At 44.4% G+C, this 17,641-nt stretch carries 15 protein-coding genes; 6 read left to right on the forward strand and 9 right to left on the reverse strand.

Translation table 11 applies throughout. The features are described 5' to 3' along the window. The 3 genes from MZ182_RS03810 to rluA form a co-directional block, all read right to left on the reverse strand. Positions 1-3,879 (reverse strand): S8 family serine peptidase, encoded by a 3,879-nt coding sequence (locus MZ182_RS03810; protein WP_011790600.1) that lies wholly within the window; start codon positions 3,877-3,879, stop codon positions 1-3. A gap of 199 nt (positions 3,880-4,078) precedes the next feature. Continuing rightward, positions 4,079-4,540: a transcriptional regulator AsnC gene (gene asnC / locus MZ182_RS03815; protein WP_014609941.1), complete on the reverse strand. Its 462-nt coding sequence runs from the start codon at positions 4,538-4,540 to the stop codon at positions 4,079-4,081. A 95-nt stretch (positions 4,541-4,635) separates the two neighbouring features. Next, the gene (rluA, locus tag MZ182_RS03820; RefSeq protein ID WP_041420525.1) at positions 4,636-5,313 is read right to left on the reverse strand and encodes a bifunctional tRNA pseudouridine(32) synthase/23S rRNA pseudouridine(746) synthase RluA; all 678 of its coding nucleotides are present in this window, start codon (positions 5,311-5,313) and stop codon (positions 4,636-4,638) included. A gap of 205 nt (positions 5,314-5,518) precedes the next feature. Here rluA and MZ182_RS03825 point away from each other — a divergent pair, with 205 nt between their 5' ends. Continuing rightward, positions 5,519-7,435: a peptidase U32 family protein gene (locus tag MZ182_RS03825; RefSeq protein WP_248066289.1), complete on the forward strand. Its 1,917-nt coding sequence runs from the start codon at positions 5,519-5,521 to the stop codon at positions 7,433-7,435. A 68-nt stretch (positions 7,436-7,503) separates the two neighbouring features. On the opposite strand, the gene MZ182_RS03830 is transcribed toward MZ182_RS03825, so the two are convergent. Further along, entirely contained in the window at positions 7,504-9,744 is a 2,241-nt protein-coding gene (locus MZ182_RS03830; protein WP_248066292.1) for a toxin-antitoxin system YwqK family antitoxin, read from the reverse strand. Positions 9,745-9,895: 151 nt separating this feature from the next. On the opposite strand from MZ182_RS03830, the gene MZ182_RS03835 reads away from it, so the two are divergent. Next, entirely contained in the window at positions 9,896-10,213 is a 318-nt protein-coding gene (locus MZ182_RS03835; protein WP_011790595.1) for a cupin domain-containing protein, read from the forward strand. 9 nt (positions 10,214-10,222) lie between these two features. On the opposite strand, the gene MZ182_RS03840 is transcribed toward MZ182_RS03835, so the two are convergent. From MZ182_RS03840 to MZ182_RS03855, 4 genes are all read right to left on the reverse strand, one after another. Next, the gene (locus MZ182_RS03840; protein WP_011790594.1) at positions 10,223-11,389 is read right to left on the reverse strand and encodes a membrane dipeptidase; all 1,167 of its coding nucleotides are present in this window, start codon (positions 11,387-11,389) and stop codon (positions 10,223-10,225) included. Between the two features lie 118 nt (positions 11,390-11,507). Next, positions 11,508-11,954 carry a SufE family protein gene (locus MZ182_RS03845; RefSeq protein WP_011790593.1) on the reverse strand — a complete coding sequence of 149 codons (447 nt, stop codon included), beginning with the start codon at positions 11,952-11,954 and terminating at the stop codon, positions 11,508-11,510. A gap of 74 nt (positions 11,955-12,028) precedes the next feature. Then, positions 12,029-13,339 carry an aminotransferase class V-fold PLP-dependent enzyme gene (locus MZ182_RS03850; RefSeq protein WP_248066295.1) on the reverse strand — a complete coding sequence of 437 codons (1,311 nt, stop codon included), beginning with the start codon at positions 13,337-13,339 and terminating at the stop codon, positions 12,029-12,031. A 178-nt stretch (positions 13,340-13,517) separates the two neighbouring features. Beyond that, positions 13,518-13,796: a CbrC family protein gene (locus tag MZ182_RS03855; RefSeq protein WP_317233123.1), complete on the reverse strand. Its 279-nt coding sequence runs from the start codon at positions 13,794-13,796 to the stop codon at positions 13,518-13,520. 15 nt (positions 13,797-13,811) lie between these two features. Here MZ182_RS03855 and MZ182_RS03860 point away from each other — a divergent pair, with 15 nt between their 5' ends. From MZ182_RS03860 to MZ182_RS03875, 4 genes are read left to right on the forward strand one after another with little or no spacing between them, the layout of a single operon-like run. Further along, positions 13,812-14,651 carry a MipA/OmpV family protein gene (locus MZ182_RS03860; RefSeq protein WP_014609947.1) on the forward strand — a complete coding sequence of 280 codons (840 nt, stop codon included), beginning with the start codon at positions 13,812-13,814 and terminating at the stop codon, positions 14,649-14,651. Between the two features lie 9 nt (positions 14,652-14,660). Then, complete coding sequence (locus MZ182_RS03865) at positions 14,661-15,050, forward strand: DUF3019 domain-containing protein (protein ID WP_011790590.1); 390 nt, start codon at positions 14,661-14,663, stop codon at positions 15,048-15,050. Between the two features lies 1 nt (position 15,051). Continuing rightward, positions 15,052-15,747 carry a response regulator transcription factor gene (locus MZ182_RS03870; RefSeq protein ID WP_011790589.1) on the forward strand — a complete coding sequence of 232 codons (696 nt, stop codon included), beginning with the start codon at positions 15,052-15,054 and terminating at the stop codon, positions 15,745-15,747. A 5-nt stretch (positions 15,748-15,752) separates the two neighbouring features. Next, positions 15,753-17,048 (forward strand): ATP-binding protein, encoded by a 1,296-nt coding sequence (locus MZ182_RS03875; protein WP_248066297.1) that lies wholly within the window; start codon positions 15,753-15,755, stop codon positions 17,046-17,048. A 115-nt stretch (positions 17,049-17,163) separates the two neighbouring features. Here the strand turns inward: MZ182_RS03875 and MZ182_RS03880 are convergent, their stop codons facing one another. Further along, positions 17,164-17,622 carry a CC0125/CC1285 family lipoprotein gene (locus MZ182_RS03880; RefSeq protein ID WP_011918736.1) on the reverse strand — a complete coding sequence of 153 codons (459 nt, stop codon included), beginning with the start codon at positions 17,620-17,622 and terminating at the stop codon, positions 17,164-17,166. Positions 17,623-17,641 lie beyond the last annotated feature (19 nt).

The raw sequence follows: 17,641 nt of genomic DNA on the forward strand, positions 1-17,641 counted from the left end.
TTACTTCATACGACGACGAATAAACGCCAGTGGCAAGAGTAAAGCTGTTAACCAACCAAGAGAACCGCCACCGTTCTTTTTAGCGGGTGTTGGTTTGGCTGTTACTGTGACAGTTGCAGTGCCTGGAGCACTTTCTAGCTCACCATCAGACGCAACTACTGTAAATACCAGCGATTGGGCACCTGCTGGAGCGGTGAAGCTGATCGTTCCACCACCATTTGTGAAGGTAACAGGGGTTCCACTCGTTTGTACCCAGTTATAGGTTAAAGTATCTTGGTCTATATCTGCACCATTAGCGGTAGCTGTTACTGTCGAACCTTCTACACCTGTTGAGCCTACAGGAGCGACAGTTGGCGCATCATTAACATTGTGAACGTTAATAGTGACCATTGCAGCTTCTCCAGTATTGCCATCTTCATCAACGGATGTGTAGCTCAGCGTATCAGTACCAAAGAAATCGACACTAGGGGTATAGTCAATATGACCTTCAGTACTCACCACTGCTGTACCGTGGGTAGGAGCTTGTACTATTTTTACGCCACCTAAAGGCCCCTTGGGCATAACGTCAATAACACGTAGTGCTTTTGCTGTCATGCCATCGCCAGTGACAGAGGCTTGGGCTACCTTTTGATCTGGTTTAATGTCATTTTCAAGGACATTAATAGAAACTAGAGTTTCTTCATCAGTGTCAATTACATCCGCTTGACCAACATTAAGAGACGTTGCTTTAGCACTGTAATTAATCGTTACATTACCAGCGGTTGTGTTTCTTAAGGTTACAGCATCGCCAGATGTGACAGTGCCACCAGTGCCATTAAAGTGATATGTGGTACCAATCGTTCCTCCTATGTTTTCTGCACCAATGGTGACTGCAGATGGCATGTTTGGAATATCGATATAGTTGAATACAACTTCTTCTGTAGCACCCGTCCGAATCCAAATACTGAAAGTATATTCCGAACCTGATGTATCACCATAGAGCTTGCCTTTATTCCACTCTAAAGCGAGCCATGTTACACCTGCATTGTCGGTAAATACGCCAATAGCAAGATCACCGCCACCAGTATCGCCAACCGTTTTATCTGATAGATCAAAGTCAGACCAGAATGGCGCTAGAATATTATTGGGATTTGCACCATCAGGTAGCTGCTTATTGGCATAAGAACCACTCGTATTTCCTCCCCCAACAATTGCCATACCGTTATCCGATAATGTAATTCTGGAGTAACTTACACCGTTATATTTAAAGCTAGGAACATTATAACTGAAGCTCACCTCATCACATCCAGTTCTACAAGTGATAGGGTTGGTTCCTAATCCAATGATACTTGGGAATCTTTGAGCCCCTTTTGTGGTCGCCATCTTAGGTAAATTAAGAGAACCAACCCAAGTGATTAGGCCTAAATCTTCGTTTACCTGCAAGCCATTTTGGGTTGCTCCAGCTAATGTGACATTGACATCATCTTTGGAGGTCAGCTTAGTCCCTTTAGGTGCTTGTGCTGTAAAAGTAACTGTGTTTTCAAACAGAGTATTAGTGAGTGTTGCTACCATAGGGATGACATCACTGGCGTTAATATCTGATTTGGTCGTATTGGTTGAAATTAGGGATGCATTACTTGATTCTTTAGCCAGAACAGCTAGAGGTAAGTGAGCATTTTGTCGCCCCTCATTGCTATTGATCAATATGTTTCCGAAGATCCACTCACCATATTTAGCGAAAGTTGAGTCAACTGTTACTGTAAATGTGGCAGAGGCGCCTGCGGCAAGTTCTAATGTAGACGGTGATACTGTGATACCTGTGCTATCGGATGAAGCTGATAAGCTCCAAGACGTTGTACTGTCACTTTTGTTATAAACAGTGCGAGTGAAAGTACATGGTCCAACACAAGAGTCAGAGGCGATTGATGGTTTGTCGAAGGTTAGCACCGCTTTCGCTGCTGCATCTAAATCCATACGACCAGCCCCCATGTCAAATGGGTTAGCCGCTGTTACAGAGTCATCATCAAGAATATCGACATATTTAGCCGTAGAGGTGAGCGCGGTTTTGATATCATTGGGGCTCCAGTCTGGATGCAATTGACTCATAAGAGCAGCTGCTCCCGCAACATGAGGACTTGCCATACTGGTACCTGAAATGGCATTGAAATCTAATCCTTGCCCACCATCATCTGGTGAGTAAGCAGATAGAATATCTGTGCCCGGTGCCGCGATATCTGGTTTTAGGATATTTTGATTACCGTTAGGGCCTCGTGAACTTGAGCTATTTAAATTATCAGCAAGTTCAGGTGCGATAATGCGTTTGGTTGTTGCCGACAACGTTCCAATTGTTGGCGTGTCTCCCATGGCTTCTATAATGGCTAAACCAGCATCTTTAGTAATCATTAGTGCAGGAAATGGATCATCGGGCATAGACATGGTAATCGGAGCGCCCGCAACACTATTGTATACAACGACGGCTTTGGCGCCTGCTGCTTTAGCATTGGCTGCTTTTAATGAGAAGTTACATACGCCACGAGAAATTAATGCGATACCGTCCTTAAATGAATCTGCTGGAAAGGCATCACACCCATTGGCATTCTCAGCATTTAGATTTTTAGCTGCAATGATAGGTGCTGTAATATCTGCGCTCAATACAGCATCTGAGCTTGGTATTGCGAGTAAATCTTCACCACCAGCATTGAAACTATTGGCAAAATAGCGACCAGTTGTCGTGTTCGCAACGGTAATCCCTGATTCAATACAGCCAGGACATCCCACTGTTTGTGCGCCATTACCATCATTACCTGCAGCAGTGACTACAACAACGCCAGCAGCTTCTGCCGCTTCAAACATGGTTTTATATGGGCTACTAGCAGGATCTCCACCCGCGCCACCACCCCAAGAGTTGTTAATAACATCAGCACCATCATTGACAGCATGTTCCAATGCTTCCATTAACATAATGTTTGAGCCGCTGCCTCTTTCACACTCGAGATTACTATAAAGTGCTTTATAGACCATCAGATATGCGGCTGGAGCGACGCCCGATAACTCAACAGGAATATCTTTGAATGTTGTTGAAACCTTATTACCGACAGCCGTTCCCGCAACGTGGGTACCATGCCCACCATAACCGAGTGGGCTCATGTATTCTTTTGCACAAACGGGGAAGGTCGGTTGTGACCAACGCGCAACTATGAGTTTGTTGTTACAAAAAGAGGCATCAACAGTAGAGCAATAATCATCTGAAGGTAGGTTACCACTTGGGGCAGTGAAACCTGCATCTGCAAACATTGGATTTTCGGGGCGAATACCGCCATCAATGATTGCGACTTTAATTCCTTTACCTGCATTTTCCATCCCTGAAACGGCTTCCCACATTGCTTGGGAATTAATCACTTGGTGAGATGCATCCATGTTTGTTTCATACATGGTCTCTGGGTAGACGGATTTAACGCCAGGCATTTTAGCCAGTTTTTCGGCACTTAATCCTTGACCAACAACGGTTACACCATTAAAAAGAGTTTGGAAATGACGCTCAACTTTTGCATTAGGAATTGTCTTTGCTAAAGCTGATGCAAAATTATTTTGTTCTTTGGCGAGATGGCTGGCATAGCTTTTAACTTCAGCGGATTGTACGTTTAGTTTTTGCCCTTCTTTTGTGGATGCTGTTGGAGCAAATGAACCTATCCCACCCTGATAAGCCGCCAGTGCAGGAGATTCCATTTCAACGATAAAACGCTGTGGAGCTGCAATATTGGATACAGCAACCTGAGGTTTACTGTATTTCTCATGGGAGGACATTTCAGGAGAGTATGGTTTAAAGGTAAATTCACTGTTTGCGATAGCAGCACTAGATAACAGTGCCGTGGATATGGCGATCGATAATTTTGTCTTCACAACTTCTTCCTTGTCAATTAATGCTTTCAACACACTAAATCATGTGTATGTAGCTGAATTGTTATAGTTATGCCTCGCTCTTTTGGCGGTAGCAATGAAGTTGTAACATAAAAGTGTTATGTGTTTAACACTTTTAATGGAAAAAAGACTTATATCATATTTTGTAACTTTAATTGTGCTTAAAGCGAGATGGGGCAACTTAGGGCTTAACTGCCCTGACTATTGGGTTTTGTAAGCTTATCAAGGTTTCTGTTGACTGAATTTCATCGATAGATTGAATGCGATTAATAAGAACGTGCTGTAAACCATCAATCGATTGGCACATGACTTTTACAAAAATACTGTAATTGCCAGTGGTGTAATAGGCTTCAACGACTTCTTCTAGAGCATTAAGTTTCGCTATGGCGGCAGGGTAATCGCCAGCACTTTTAAGATTGATACCGATAAAACAACAAACGTCATAACCTAGGGCTTTAGGGTTTACGGTGATTTGCGCGCCAGTGATAATACCTGCTTGCTTCATCTTTTCTACCCTAACATGGATAGTACCAGCACTGACGCCAAAGCGTTTAGCGAGCTCTGCAAAGGGGGTTCTTGCATCTTGCATTAGGGCTTCAAGGATATGATTATCGAGTTGATCGCGCTGAAATGCGGTATCCATAAATAAACTCTCTATAACGTAATGAATTGTCATAAAGCTACGTTTTTTTATGGAGAATTGCTACCAATTTTGCCCATCTTATTTGATTTTAGTGATCATTGTTCACCCAAAGGCTCACAAAACGGGGCTTCAGTGCTAAAAGTCATGCTAACACCTGTGTAGGGATGTTTGATGGTGAGCTCTGCCGCATGGAGTAATAGGCGGGGGGCTAATGATTTAGCGAGTGGATCGGCATAAAAACCGTCTCCTAAAATAGGATGGCCTATTGCCATCATATGCACCCGTAATTGATGTGAGCGGCCCGTGATTGGGGTGAGTTTAACGAGTGTTGAACGTTTGGCTCGACTCATAACTTGATAGTGAGTGAGCGAAGGTTTACCGACAAAATGATCGACTTTTTGTTTGGGTCTATTTGGCCAATCGCAGATAAGTGGATAGTCAATACTACCTGTGTCGTGCTTTATATGGCCTGCAACCCGTGCAATATACGTTTTACTGGTTTCTCTATCGTGGAATTGACGTTTTAGTTCTCGTTCAGCACTGCGAATAAGGGCGAGGACTATCACGCCCGAGGTTGCCATATCGAGACGATGCACGATTTGGCAATGGGGGTGTTCGGCTTTTACGCGGGCATAAACACTATCGTAATGGGCTGGATCTCGACCTGGCACAGACAACAATCCTGAAGGTTTGTTAATCACGATAATATCTTTATCTTGATAAAGAATCTCAAGCCAAGGTGTTGTGGGTGGTTGATAAATAAAATCAGTCATCATAGTGCCTATTGGTCAATGCGCGGCAAAGATACTCTGCTCAGCTTGAGGGTGCAAGTGTGGGGATTAAGATTACTGGTTGCTAGCATTTAGTTTGGATAGAAGGAAAGCGTGTTTAGTTGATGATTTGCTGATAGAGCTACATTCGAGTTATTGCTATAATCACGCTCTTTTTTGTTCTTGATCATTTTGAGCCTGTGAAGCCATGAGCCAGCCAGAGATTTACACCCCTGAGAATCTTTCTCACGTTCATAACCGCCTCGAGTTATTGGCGCCAGCAAAAAATGCTGACTACGGTATCGAAGCCATACGCCATGGTGCCGACGCGGTTTATATCGGTGGCCCAGCATTTGGTGCTAGAGCAACGGCGGGTAACAGTGTTGAAGATATCGCGCGTCTGTGTACCTATGCTCACAAGTACCATGCTCAAGTGTTTGTCGCGCTTAATACTATCCTGATGGATAACGAACTGGCTGATGCTGAAAAACTCATTTGGCAATTGTATGAAGCCGGTGCCGATGCGCTGATTGTGCAGGACATGGGCGTATTGCAACTTAATTTACCACCGATTGCCTTGCATGCCAGTACTCAAATGGATAACCGCAGCCCTGAAAAGGTGGCGTTTTTAGAGCAAGTGGGATTTTCACAGGTTGTACTTGCCCGCGAACTTGGCCTAAGCCAGATCCGTGAAGTGGCGGCGCATACTAATATGCAGCTTGAATTTTTTATTCACGGTGCGCTTTGCGTGGCCTACAGTGGGCTATGCAACTTAAGCCATGCTTTTAGTAATCGCAGTGCTAACCGCGGAGAATGTTCGCAAATGTGCCGTTTGCCGGGGAATTTAAAAACTCGTGCAGGAGATGTATTAGCGCAGAATGAGCATTTATTGTCACTTAAAGACAATAACCAAACCGAAAACCTTGAAGCGCTAATTGATGTTGGTATTCGTTCATTTAAGATCGAAGGTCGCCTTAAGGATTTAAGTTACGTTAAAAACGTCACTGCCCACTATCGGCAAAAACTTGATGCGATTATGGCGCGTCGCCCTGAATTTGTGGCTTCATCCCATGGTCGTTGCGAGCACACTTTTACCCCAGATCCTGAAAAAACCTTTAACCGCGGCAGTACGGACTATTTTGTCCATGAACGTAGCCAAGGGATCAAAGATTTTCGCTCACCAAAATACATAGGCGAAGATGTGGGTAGAGTGGTCAGCATAGGCAAAGACTTTATCCAAGTGAGTTCGACCCATGAGTTCAACAATGGTGATGGCTTAGCATTTTTCCCCCTCAATTATGCCATGGCCAAACAGTCCGATGATAAACTCCAAGGCTTACGGGTCAATCGAGCAGAAGGGCTTAAGTTGCATATATTACAGGTGCCAAAGGACTTAAAGGTTGGGATGACGTTATACCGCAACCATAATCAAGCCTTCGAAACCTTACTCGCCAAGGAATCATCTAAACGTATTATTGGCGTGGATATGCGCTTGAGCGATACCACTGATGGACTTGCGTTGACCCTAACTGATACTTATGGGTTAAGCGCCTGCGTGAACTTAGTGGCCGAAAAAACACCTGCGACCGATATTGAAAAAACGCTGCAAACAACCCGCACTCAGCTTGGTAAACTCGGTAGTACTGACTTTGTTGCCCGCAGTATCAGTATCGATACGGCCCAAGCGTGGTTCTTACCAGCGTCAGTGCTTAATGGTTTGCGCCGTGATGCGGTTGCAGCGTTAGAAGTGGCTCGCGTGCAGGGATATATACGTCCAAAACCATGGAAATATAACCAAGATGCAGTTTATCCTGTTAAGCATTTGAGTTACTTAGGTAATGTCGCAAATCAAAAGGCGAAAGATTTTTATCAACGCCATGGTGTGATTGAAATTCAAGACACCTATGAGAAAAACGGTGTCACCGAAGATGTGCCCTTAATGATCACTAAGCATTGTTTGCGCTTTAACTTTAATCTTTGCCCTAAAGAAGTGCCGGGGATCAAAGCCGATCCTATGGTGCTCGAAATTGGTAACGATGTGCTTAAGTTGGTGTTCGACTGCCCTAAATGCGAAATGATGGTGGTCGGTGAAAATCGTCAAGTACGAGGGTTGAAGCAGATTTAATCTGTCATTTAACAGCCCCAAAATGTGGCCTCCACATTTTGGGGCTGTTAATGCGGGCTGATAATGACTTAGTTCAACACGATTGCACTGGTGTTGGTCGCTTGCTCAATCCGCTCACCGCTCATGGTGTAGGTTTCTGACAGTGCTATGCGGCCTTGTTCATCATATTGATTATGAATGCCAACCCAAAATTGTTCTTCTCCTCGAATTTGTAAATTCCCTTCTTCGGCGATATGGCTATTGGAATGGTAACGTTTCAAGGTATAAAGCTTGCTTTCGTCATCAAATTTTAAGTGATAAGAGAGCCTTAGGGGTTCTGCAGACCTTGTTGTAACCACTGGGGCGGCTTGATCTTGTGCAGGCTGGCCAGCAGTATCGCCATTACTCACATTTTTGGTGTTATCCCACTCTGCTTCGTCATCTTCTTGTGCGGTGGTATTTTCATCAATATCAAAGTAGTGGCGGCTTTCGATAAGTTGTCCTTGCTCATCTAGCCACACTTCTCGTAGGAGTTGTCCTTGAGGGGTGAAGCGTTGCCAGTGACCAAGATCAAGGTAGCGTTCTTCTGTGACTTGAATTGTGCCTGTTTCTAATATTGCGCCTTGTCTGGACAGTGACTTAGCACTAAACAAGTTGTCTTGAATACAGGTTAATAGCCAACGAATTGCACCATCCTCGTAGTATTCGATTCGTGTATCAGGGATCCCTTCTTGGTAATATTCACGTTGATTATTTTCAAGATGATAACCACAGCGAGTATTGGAATGGCTTTGATAGGATTCGAGTATGCCTTGTTTATTATAGAAGCTGGACTCCTTAAGATAGCCTTGGCCATCGCGCACTTCATATTCTGAAATAGTACGTATAGTGCCATCCTCATAAAACCACCGGGCGGTGCCGTCACGGTTGCCTTGGGTGTGTGGTAAATACATTTGCACTTGCTGATTTTCGTAGTATTCAATAAAGGGAGCGACCGAAAGATTGTTTTTATATTGACCTTCTGCCGACAACACTCCGCTTTCGTAGTAGCTTTTAAATAAACCTTCCCTCAGGCCATTTTCTAAGTAAATCTCAAGGGCAAGTTGGCCATTTTCATGGTACCAATTGGCCATGCCTTGTTCTTTGCCATGTTCAAAATAGATTTTTTCTTCAAGTTGACCATTGGGATACCATTTTACATGCTCACCATGTAACTCACCTGTAGGATTAAATTGTTCACGCCAAGCTAATTGTCCGCTCTCATAAAATTCTTCAAGGATTTTTCCTGTGCTATCGGCGCGCATTTTTTGTTTTAACACTCCATTGGGGTGATACCAAAATGCTTGGAATTCATAGCCTTGCTCGTAGTGGCGTTCAGCTTCTAGGGCACCATTGTCATAATATAAATATTCAATCCCATGGATTTGATCATTGATTAATGGGCGGGTGAGTTGGACATGGCCTGATTCATGAAATCGAGTTAATGTATTGATATATAAGCCATTGCTATTGATTTCGGCCGTTTCACTTATCTTACCATTTTCATGGTAACGCGTAATAAACATGCCATTAGGATGACGATCTTCGCTGTAATTAATGTTACCTGTATGGTGAAACCAAGTTTGTAACCCCACTTGCTGATCTTGAATAAAATGCCCTTCAAATAACAAGGTGCCAAGGGCGTCAAATTGGCGAGAAATACCATCGCGCTCACCAAAATAGTTAGATTCAACGACCTGAGTCAATTTAGGGTTTTGAGTAATAATTCTTAGGCGACGTATGCCTTGCTCGTCTTCTACTTCGTGGAAAGTACGCTGCAGTTTTCCGGTTAGGCTGGCGTGATCTTGGATATCACCACAAACGATAAAGTGCGCATCTATAGTAAAGTGGCTGATTAGTAAATCATCGATATTGTACAGTTCTACCTGCCATAACATCTTGTCTTGGTTGGGAATGACAGGAGTAATACTGCATACTTTTTCCTTGTTTAACCAAAAATATTGCTCCAGTGTATTAGCCTGATTATTGATTTCGAGCCGATCAAATTGAGTTGTATGGAAAGCGCAAGGTTCATTGGCGAACTCCCAGCCGAGAAGCTCAATTAATTGTGGAGAGTCATAATGATAGGTAGTGATCCCCCGCTCGGCATCCTGCTCCAGTGAGGTCGCAAGGGCTTCTGTTGCATGGATTTTTAAACTAAAGTGGCGACAAAAATATGGGGTTTCAATAGGAGGTTCTGCGGGTGTTACTTGTAGTAGAGTGCTTTGCTCGGCGCGATTATGTTCAGACGAATTAAAGAGTTTAGCTTTGAGCGCACGAAACAACGACATTGTGGGAAATCTCCATATCCATATGCAAAACAACATATTTATTTGATATAAGCTCATAGAAAATGAGTCTTACGCCGACCTATGATAGCGGTTTTGGATAGGGTTGCTCAATGTTTCAACGGGTAAAAGGCCGTTAAATAAAGGATAAAAAATGATTCAAAATTTTTTTAGTCACTTACCAGAGGCTTTATCCGCCGAGGTTTTTGAAAAACTGGCGGGCAATGATAGCGTGACGATTGAGCGTATTGTTTCCCATGGACAGTCAACCCCAGTTGGGCAATGGTATGATCAAACTCAATATGAGTGGGTGATGTTACTCAAAGGCGAGGCTACGCTCGAATTTGAACAAGGTGAAACCGTGACACTCACCACGGGCGATTATTTAACAATACAGCCACACCAAAAGCACCGTGTAGCCTCAACGTCGACGAGTTCAGAAACCCTGTGGCTAGCGGTATTTTATGATTAGGGGCTCTGATTAAATCAGGACTTGATTGAGCACTCTTTGCCAGTTACCACCCATAAAACGGTCGCGGTCGGTAGATTTAAAACGTGCCTTGGCTAGGGCATCGTCGATACGTTCCATGCGGTCGATATGGTTCAGTTCGGGAATGACGACATGTCTTGGTTCAGCATCAAATCCTAATACGTTTTTGGCTCGCAGGCTGTACCACCATTCTTGATATTCTTTTATGCCTTGGGCGTTGTCGTTACCGAGTGCCAGTAAGTTTTCTTGGCCACGGAGCGGAAAGTCATTAGCGATGGCCACACAGTCTACACCGCCGACACGCATAACGTATTCTAACTGACGGATGTAGTCATTTATGGTCGGCACAGGATTTGGTGTTAACCAAAAACTCATCATAAAGACGCCAAAAACACCTCCAGAATTCGCAATGGCGCGGATAACTTCATCGGGCGAACAGCGGGCATGATTGACTATCCCACGCGCCGCACCATGGCTTTGGACGACGGGTGACTTACTGATTTTGGCGACATCAAGAGCAGTTTGGGCGCTAGCGTGGCTCAGATCAACCAATATATTGCTGTGGTTGAGCTTTGCAATTAACTCTCGACCATGGGCAGTGAGTGGTTTATTCAGTCCGCCATTAGCATCATTATCTAATGCGCCCCCCGCGAAGGTATTGCCATAATGGTGGGTGAGTTGCAGGATACGTAGTCCTTGTTGATGAAATTCATCCAAGCGCGCCCATTGGTTGACATCGCTATCTTCCTCAACACAATCAGCTCCTTGAATTTGAAAATACACCGCAGTGCGTTTACTTTCCCTCGCAAGCTGAATATCTCGCCCAGTTAAACCTTGCAATAGGATATCGGGGTGATCGCTTACCCGTTTAGCGGCCAACTTAATACTTTCCATACAGGCTTTATAAGTACGCTTATAGTTTTGCGTACCATCGGGCAGTTGCAGGGTTTCAATGGCTGAAATATCGCAAAGATAGGCATCGAGTTTAGAGGCGGTAACATCAGCTAAGTCATCGGGGAGAAATGATAAACCATCAACATATAACCGCCTTGGGGCAGCCGCAAAGCTTGGAATGCTGGCGAGGGGACTTAACAGGGTTGCAGCGCCAAGACCTTTAAGAAGAGTGCGACGGTAGTGATTGACAGCCTGGTTGGGCATGCTCGATTCCTATCAATTAACGCAAATGTAACTTCTTTATACCCTATTTAGCGGGTCGAAGTCTTTGATTAAATCCCTTTTTTGGCGATTACAGCACTCAGTGTAGAAAACATTTATCTTATTGTGCAGCGTCTTTGATTGCTTTAGCGAGCGCATTCAGGCCATTAGTCCGCGATGGGCTCAGTTGACCTGCTAACCCTAATTGTTCGAAGTAAGCATGGGGATCAAATGCGTGGATCTCATCGCTAGTTTTTCCATGACAAGCACCAAGTAACAGCCCTATTAGTCCTTTTACAATGCGCGCGTCACTGTCGGCAAGGTAATAATGTCTTCCATGTTTTTCTCGGTGATAGAGCCAAGCATCACTTTCGCAGCCTTTTACTTGTGCTATATCGATGCGTAATTCAGTGCTTATGTTAGGCAATTCTTTTCCTAATAGCATGATTTGGCGATATCTTTCTTGCCAATTAGCGGCCTTGGTAAAACGCGCCAACAAGGTATCGGCATCTTGCACTAAATAGTGAAAATCGGCCTCGTTTGGTAGAGGTATGGTCGAATCTGTCATGGACTAAAATCCTGTTTAACGTCAGTTTGAACATCGAATGAGTGATGTGTGAATAAATAGCTAAATGTTGCTCGTTACAACAGCAAGTCTTTGACCGAGGCTAATGCGGCAATAAAGCGGTCAATATCGTCTTTATTCGTATAAATACCGATAGAAGCGCGGCAACAGCCCTTAAGATTGAGAGTGTGCATTAATGGCATGGCACAGTGATGGCCACAGCGCACGGCAATCCCTTGTTGATCCAGTAAAATGCCTACATCTTGATGATGTTCATCGGCGAGGTTAAAGGCAACCACGCCAATGTTGTCAAAGGCGCCGTATAAATGCACTTGACCTAGGGCGCGCAATTGGGTTTGTAAATACCTAAGTAGTTCAGCTTCATAGGCTTGAACCTGCGGTGTAAGCTCGGTTTGTAAAAAGGTAATGGCTGCGCCTAAGCCTATCACCTCGGTAATGGGCGGCGTGCCGGCTTCTAAGCGATTTGGCAGGCTGCCAAACTCGGTCGCTTCAAAACTCACGCGCTTAATCATCTCACCGCCAGTTAACAGTGGTGTGAGCGTGTCTAATACGTCTAAACGACCATAAAGCACGCCAACGCCAGTGGGACCATACATTTTATGTCCTGAGAATACATAAAAATCGCAGTCGATTTCAGCCATATCCAGCGTTAAATGTGCCACGGCTTGAGCGCCGTCAACTAAGGTGATCGCCCCTTGTGCTTTCGCTAATTTAACTAACTGAGCCACGGGATTAACTGTGCCTAATGCATTGGAAACATGGCAAAGTGCAACAATTTTAGGTTTTAATTTAAGCAAGGTTTGATAGGCGTTGATATCTAAACGGCAATCTTGCATCAGAGGGATAGGTTTAATGACAGCCCCCGTGCGTTTTGCTAGTTCCTGCCAAGGCACAATATTAGCGTGGTGGGCTGCAGTGTCGATAAGTATCACATCCCCTTTGCTTAAATGCGCTGTGAGTCCAAAGGCGGCTAAGTTGATGGATTCTGTGGTGCCGTGGGTAAAAATGATTTCTTCGCGGTGTTTTGCCTTTAAAAACTGTTGCAATTGATCGCGCACTTTTTCATAGCTTAAGGTCGAACGCGCCGATAACTGATGCGCTGCACGGTGCACATTGGCATTGTCGTTGGTGTAAAACTGTGCCATGGCATCGAGTACCATTTGTGGCTTTTGGCTGGTGGCTGCGGTGTCGAGATAACATAGGGGATAACCATCAAGCATTTGATTTAAGGCTGGGAATTGCGACCTAATCTGAGCATTGCGCTGTGTCGCCTCTAATGAACACTGTATGACAGTCGCTTCCCGAGTAGCATGGGACGTCGGATGATGAGTCACAGAGTTTGGTGTAAGCGATGCTGATTGAGTCATAGGTAAGATTAAAGGCAATGAAAAAGGCCAAAGGATCTTCTGTGATCTGCCACTTTAATGCAAGTTTTAGCGAGCCAATCCACATCATCACTGATATGTGATGATGTATTTCCTGTGCTTGGCGTGTTAGCTCAATATTAGGGATGAATTGTGCCCGCTATTTTTAATGGCTTATCTCTTATCTAGCTCTAGCTAAAATACATGGTGAAAATAATTTTATGACAATGCCTGCTTCAATAAGCGGATAGTCATCTATAAATGAGCCATTAAATTTTTTAGCAGCAGTGCCATCAGCGACGCACCATGGGCAGATAAAGTCGACTTTTTTAACGGCATAAATTGTGGATGTGCAGACGAATCCTGTGGCCTTACCGCAGGTGCCGCAAAAATGATACTGGTTGTGCAGTGACTGGCAATAAACTGTTGTAATATATAGTGCTAAATACCAACTAAAAATGTGAGTTCAATGGGCATGCGTATTCTTTGGTTTCTAGTGTTAACGCTGAGCATTCTTTCAGGAGCGGCTGCAGCATCGGATATTGCCAGCAGTGTTAACGGAGGTACTAATCGTCTTGCTGACGGCGGTGATTTTGAACTGGGCATGAGTGTTTACGGGATAAATCGAGTCGATGTTCGGCAAACGGATGATGGTGCTGCACAGTTGTCTTTGTTGATAAGTGGTATGTACCAGTATAAAGGGCTATTTGTTGAGATGATCCACCAATCTCAAGATGGCATTAATCTAGGGTTTAATCTTTGGAGCTCAGAGGATTGGTCTTTAGAGTTGCTGCTGGCTAATTTACAAAGTTCATGGTCTCGTCCTGATGTTGATCCCCGAACACTCGATGAAGCTGGCCGCAATGCTTATTTACTCTCGGAAGATTCTCTTTATATTGGCGCAGGTTTTCGTGCCACGCGTTATTGGGGCGATAACTACGTTTTCCAGTATAGATTAGTGTCTGATTACTACGATGACCAAGGGATTCAGAGTTCAGCTAGATTAGGCAAGTCTTGGCAAGTGCGTAATTGGAATTTTCACGTATTAGGGAGCGTCGGCTACTCATCCGCCACCTTAAATCGTTATCTTTTTGGGATCAGTAAGGAAGAAGCGACCGAACGCTTTCCTGAATATCAACCAAACAGTTCTTTTAGTTACGGTATGGAGGTGGGGGTTGCCTATCCTTTAAGTGAGAGTGTTGTCTTTCGAGCTATGTATCGCTTGAACCTGTTGTCCAAAGAAGTTACAGACAGTCCCCTAAATCAAGCCAGCTATGTCTCCTATTTTAATGCCTCTATTAGCTATGTGTTTTAGGGGGTGAGCATGAACCGATTGTATTTATGGTTAGCGTTAGTGATGCTGAGCACTTCCTTTGGTGTTTGCAGTCAGGATGATGCCGTTATTTTTACTGCGACCCCAGAACGCTGCATTGCGCTACATAAAGGGCAAACTTGCTATCAAGATGTGTTGTTTCGGTGGCAGACACCCGCGAGTGGTGAGTACTGTCTGATTTTGTCAGACCATGGACACCAGTTAACCTGCTGGACTGGCAAAGCGTTGCAAGAATACCAATATAGTTTTGAGGGGGATAAAACGGCCACTTTTAGTCTTATTCGTAATGATGATGTGCAACCGCTCGCGCAAGTCAAAGTGGTCGTGACATGGGTTTATAAGGCCCCTAAACAGAGTCAATCCGGCTGGAGGTTATTCTAACATGTCAGTTGCCAAGCACATCTTAGTCGTAGAGGACGATACCTCTCTGGCAGAGTGGATCAGTGATTATTTACTGGATCACGGTTACGAGGTGACGGTTGCCAGCCAAGGCGACTTTGCCTTAGAGATGATAGCCGATGAGACACCTGACTTAGTGCTACTCGACGTGATGATGCCCGTTAAAAATGGTTTCGATGTGTGTAAAGAGGCTAGGGCATTTTATGCGGGGCCTATTTTATTTATGACGGCTTGCGTTGAGGACGGCGATGAAATCCGCGGGTTAGATGCTGGGGCTGATGATTACCTGACGAAACCGATCCGGCCACAGGTATTGTTGGCGCGAATAAAAGCCCTATTACGCCGCGTGGGTGATGAGGAGCAAAAGCTGCAATTAGTGTTTGATTCTTTAGTGTTAAATGCGACGGCAAAATCAGTCACTATTGATAAACAGCCGCTGGATTTGAATGCCAATGAGTTTGATGTCTTGTGGCTGCTCGCATTGAAAGCGGGCACGATAGTGAGTCGCAATGAGTTGGTGGCTCAACTGCGGGGTATTGAATACGATGGTTTGGATCGCTCTATTGATATCCGTATATCGCGCTTACGCAAGAAGTTGCAGGATGCGTTAAGTCAGCCCTATAAAGTCAAAACCATTCGTGGCAAGGGATATTTATTTTGCCGCGATGAGGTTGAGTAAGCGTTATGAAGAAGTTGATGGCTTCGCTCGTGCTGGTGGTGCTAGTCGCCATTGCGAGTTTAGGTTGGTCGATAAGTGAGTTTGCAACACTTGTTGATTCTGATAATAAAACGCCTAGTCCAGCAACTCACCTTGCGGCATTAAAGCTACTGGGCGGTTCACTGGCACAGACGTTAGATAATGATCCCTTGCCCAATAATGCGTTTATAGATAACTGGAATCAGCGAAATGCAGATCAATTGTCTTTGGTGAATGAGGCGGATTTCGTCTTACCCTCAGCCCTAAAGACAGAGTTTTATTCAGGGGAATCATTACTGCTGGAGTCCGATGATGGCATCTCTTTGCATTATTTATTGCCTAAAACGAGTCAGGTGCTGAATATCAATACCCAGATAGTGACGCCCGCCGATGTGAGTTTTAACGCGAATAAGCTGTATACCATGCTTTTTTATGGCGGTGTGGTGGTGATTTTGTTGGTGTGGGTGTCTCCTTTAATCCGCCAACTGGTTAATCTCAGTAAAGCGACTCAAGCATTTGGTATGGGGGAGCTACAGCAGCGAATTCCTGTCAGTAAAACATCGTACATAGGTGCAATTGAAAGTGAATTTAATCGCATGGCCGATCGTATTCAACAACTGATCGATGACAATAAATTGCTTAGCCGGGCAGTTTCCCATGATTTAAAAACGCCAATAGCACGGCTCAGATTTGGTATTGCGGCGTTAGAAGAAACCCAAAGCGAACAGCTTAGGGTGAAGTATTTCCAACGATTGAACCGCGATCTGGACACAATGGAAGACTTGGTGATGACACTGCTCAGTTATGCCCGCCTTGATGAGGCAAATATCCAACCTGATTGGCAGCCTATTGAGCTTAATACTTGGTTGTTAGAAAAGTATCAAGGCCAAGTATATCCAGGATTTTCAGTGGAACTCATTACCTGCCCAACTCCGCTGAACATCAAGACAGATCCTAAGTATTTATCAATGCAGGTGAACAATTTACTCAATAATGCGCTGCGTTTTGGTCGTGCCAACATTCGGCTGATGTTGACATTGGAAGATGGGATTGGGTGGTTACACGTTGACGATGATGGCCCTGGCATAGATGAACAGGAATCTACTCAAGTGATTAAACCTTTTGTGCGTGGTCAGCACAGTCGCGGAAATTCCGGTCATGGTATGGGCTTGGCGATTGTCGATAGAATTGGTTGTTGGATGGGGTCCAAATTGTGTATTGGCTGCTCTCCTGACTTGGGTGGTGCTCGTATGTCATTGAGGTTTACATTGAGGAATAATTGACTCGCTGAATATATGTATAAATGTTGATGATATTATTAATAAAAAAGTGCATCAGCAAGTATGTAAACTGATGCACTTTTTAGCTATCCATTCGTTATCCGAGATCTACGAGCAATTAACTTTTCACATTGACATGGCTAAGTATGTAATCTGTCTCGTAGATGCGGGAACTCGCATTTTCGGGTTTGCTAGGTAAACCTGTGACTTCGACCATGACAGACGTTTCTTGATTCATCGTCGACGTTCCCCACATGATATCATCACGGCTGTTTTTTCCCACACCGAACTGACCCACTGCATCACGATCCGTTTGTTCGCGAGTGAATGTAAAATAGGCATAACCCGCCTGTTTACATAACTCGGCCGATTTACGCATAACGTATTTACGAGCCAATGCGCGGTCAGTGTTGGTATTGCCGACAAAGCTAATCTGCCAGCTATCGGATGCAATTTGTACGGTTTCAAACCCTTTACCGAAAGACCAAAAGTGTTTTTCGGTATCGTAGGACGTGGCACAAGCTGAAAGCATCAGAGCTAGCCCGGTACATATAAACATTTTTCTGATGAGTATCATGATCTTGTCTCATAAAGTG

The organism is Shewanella sp. JNE2 (assembly GCF_023159115.1).
In the GTDB taxonomy this organism is placed as follows: domain Bacteria; phylum Pseudomonadota; class Gammaproteobacteria; order Enterobacterales; family Shewanellaceae; genus Shewanella; species Shewanella putrefaciens.

Excerpts from the sequence above, each read along its gene's own strand:
- asnC (WP_014609941.1), bottom strand. The coding sequence starts at position 4,540 with ATGGATACCGCATTTCAGCGCGATCAACTCGATAATCATATCCTTGAA.
- rluA (WP_041420525.1), bottom strand. The coding sequence starts at position 5,313 with ATGACTGATTTTATTTATCAACCACCCACAACACCTTGGCTTGAGATT.
- MZ182_RS03825 (WP_248066289.1), top strand. The coding sequence starts at position 5,519 with ATGAGCCAGCCAGAGATTTACACCCCTGAGAATCTTTCTCACGTTCAT.
- MZ182_RS03830 (WP_248066292.1), bottom strand. The coding sequence starts at position 9,744 with ATGTCGTTGTTTCGTGCGCTCAAAGCTAAACTCTTTAATTCGTCTGAA.
- MZ182_RS03835 (WP_011790595.1), top strand. The coding sequence starts at position 9,896 with ATGATTCAAAATTTTTTTAGTCACTTACCAGAGGCTTTATCCGCCGAG.
- MZ182_RS03840 (WP_011790594.1), bottom strand. The coding sequence starts at position 11,389 with ATGCCCAACCAGGCTGTCAATCACTACCGTCGCACTCTTCTTAAAGGT.
- MZ182_RS03845 (WP_011790593.1), bottom strand. The coding sequence starts at position 11,954 with ATGACAGATTCGACCATACCTCTACCAAACGAGGCCGATTTTCACTAT.
- MZ182_RS03850 (WP_248066295.1), bottom strand. The coding sequence starts at position 13,339 with ATGACTCAATCAGCATCGCTTACACCAAACTCTGTGACTCATCATCCG.
- MZ182_RS03860 (WP_014609947.1), top strand. The coding sequence starts at position 13,812 with ATGCGTATTCTTTGGTTTCTAGTGTTAACGCTGAGCATTCTTTCAGGA.
- MZ182_RS03865 (WP_011790590.1), top strand. The coding sequence starts at position 14,661 with ATGAACCGATTGTATTTATGGTTAGCGTTAGTGATGCTGAGCACTTCC.
- MZ182_RS03870 (WP_011790589.1), top strand. The coding sequence starts at position 15,052 with ATGTCAGTTGCCAAGCACATCTTAGTCGTAGAGGACGATACCTCTCTG.
- MZ182_RS03875 (WP_248066297.1), top strand. The coding sequence starts at position 15,753 with ATGAAGAAGTTGATGGCTTCGCTCGTGCTGGTGGTGCTAGTCGCCATT.
- MZ182_RS03880 (WP_011918736.1), bottom strand. The coding sequence starts at position 17,622 with ATGATACTCATCAGAAAAATGTTTATATGTACCGGGCTAGCTCTGATG.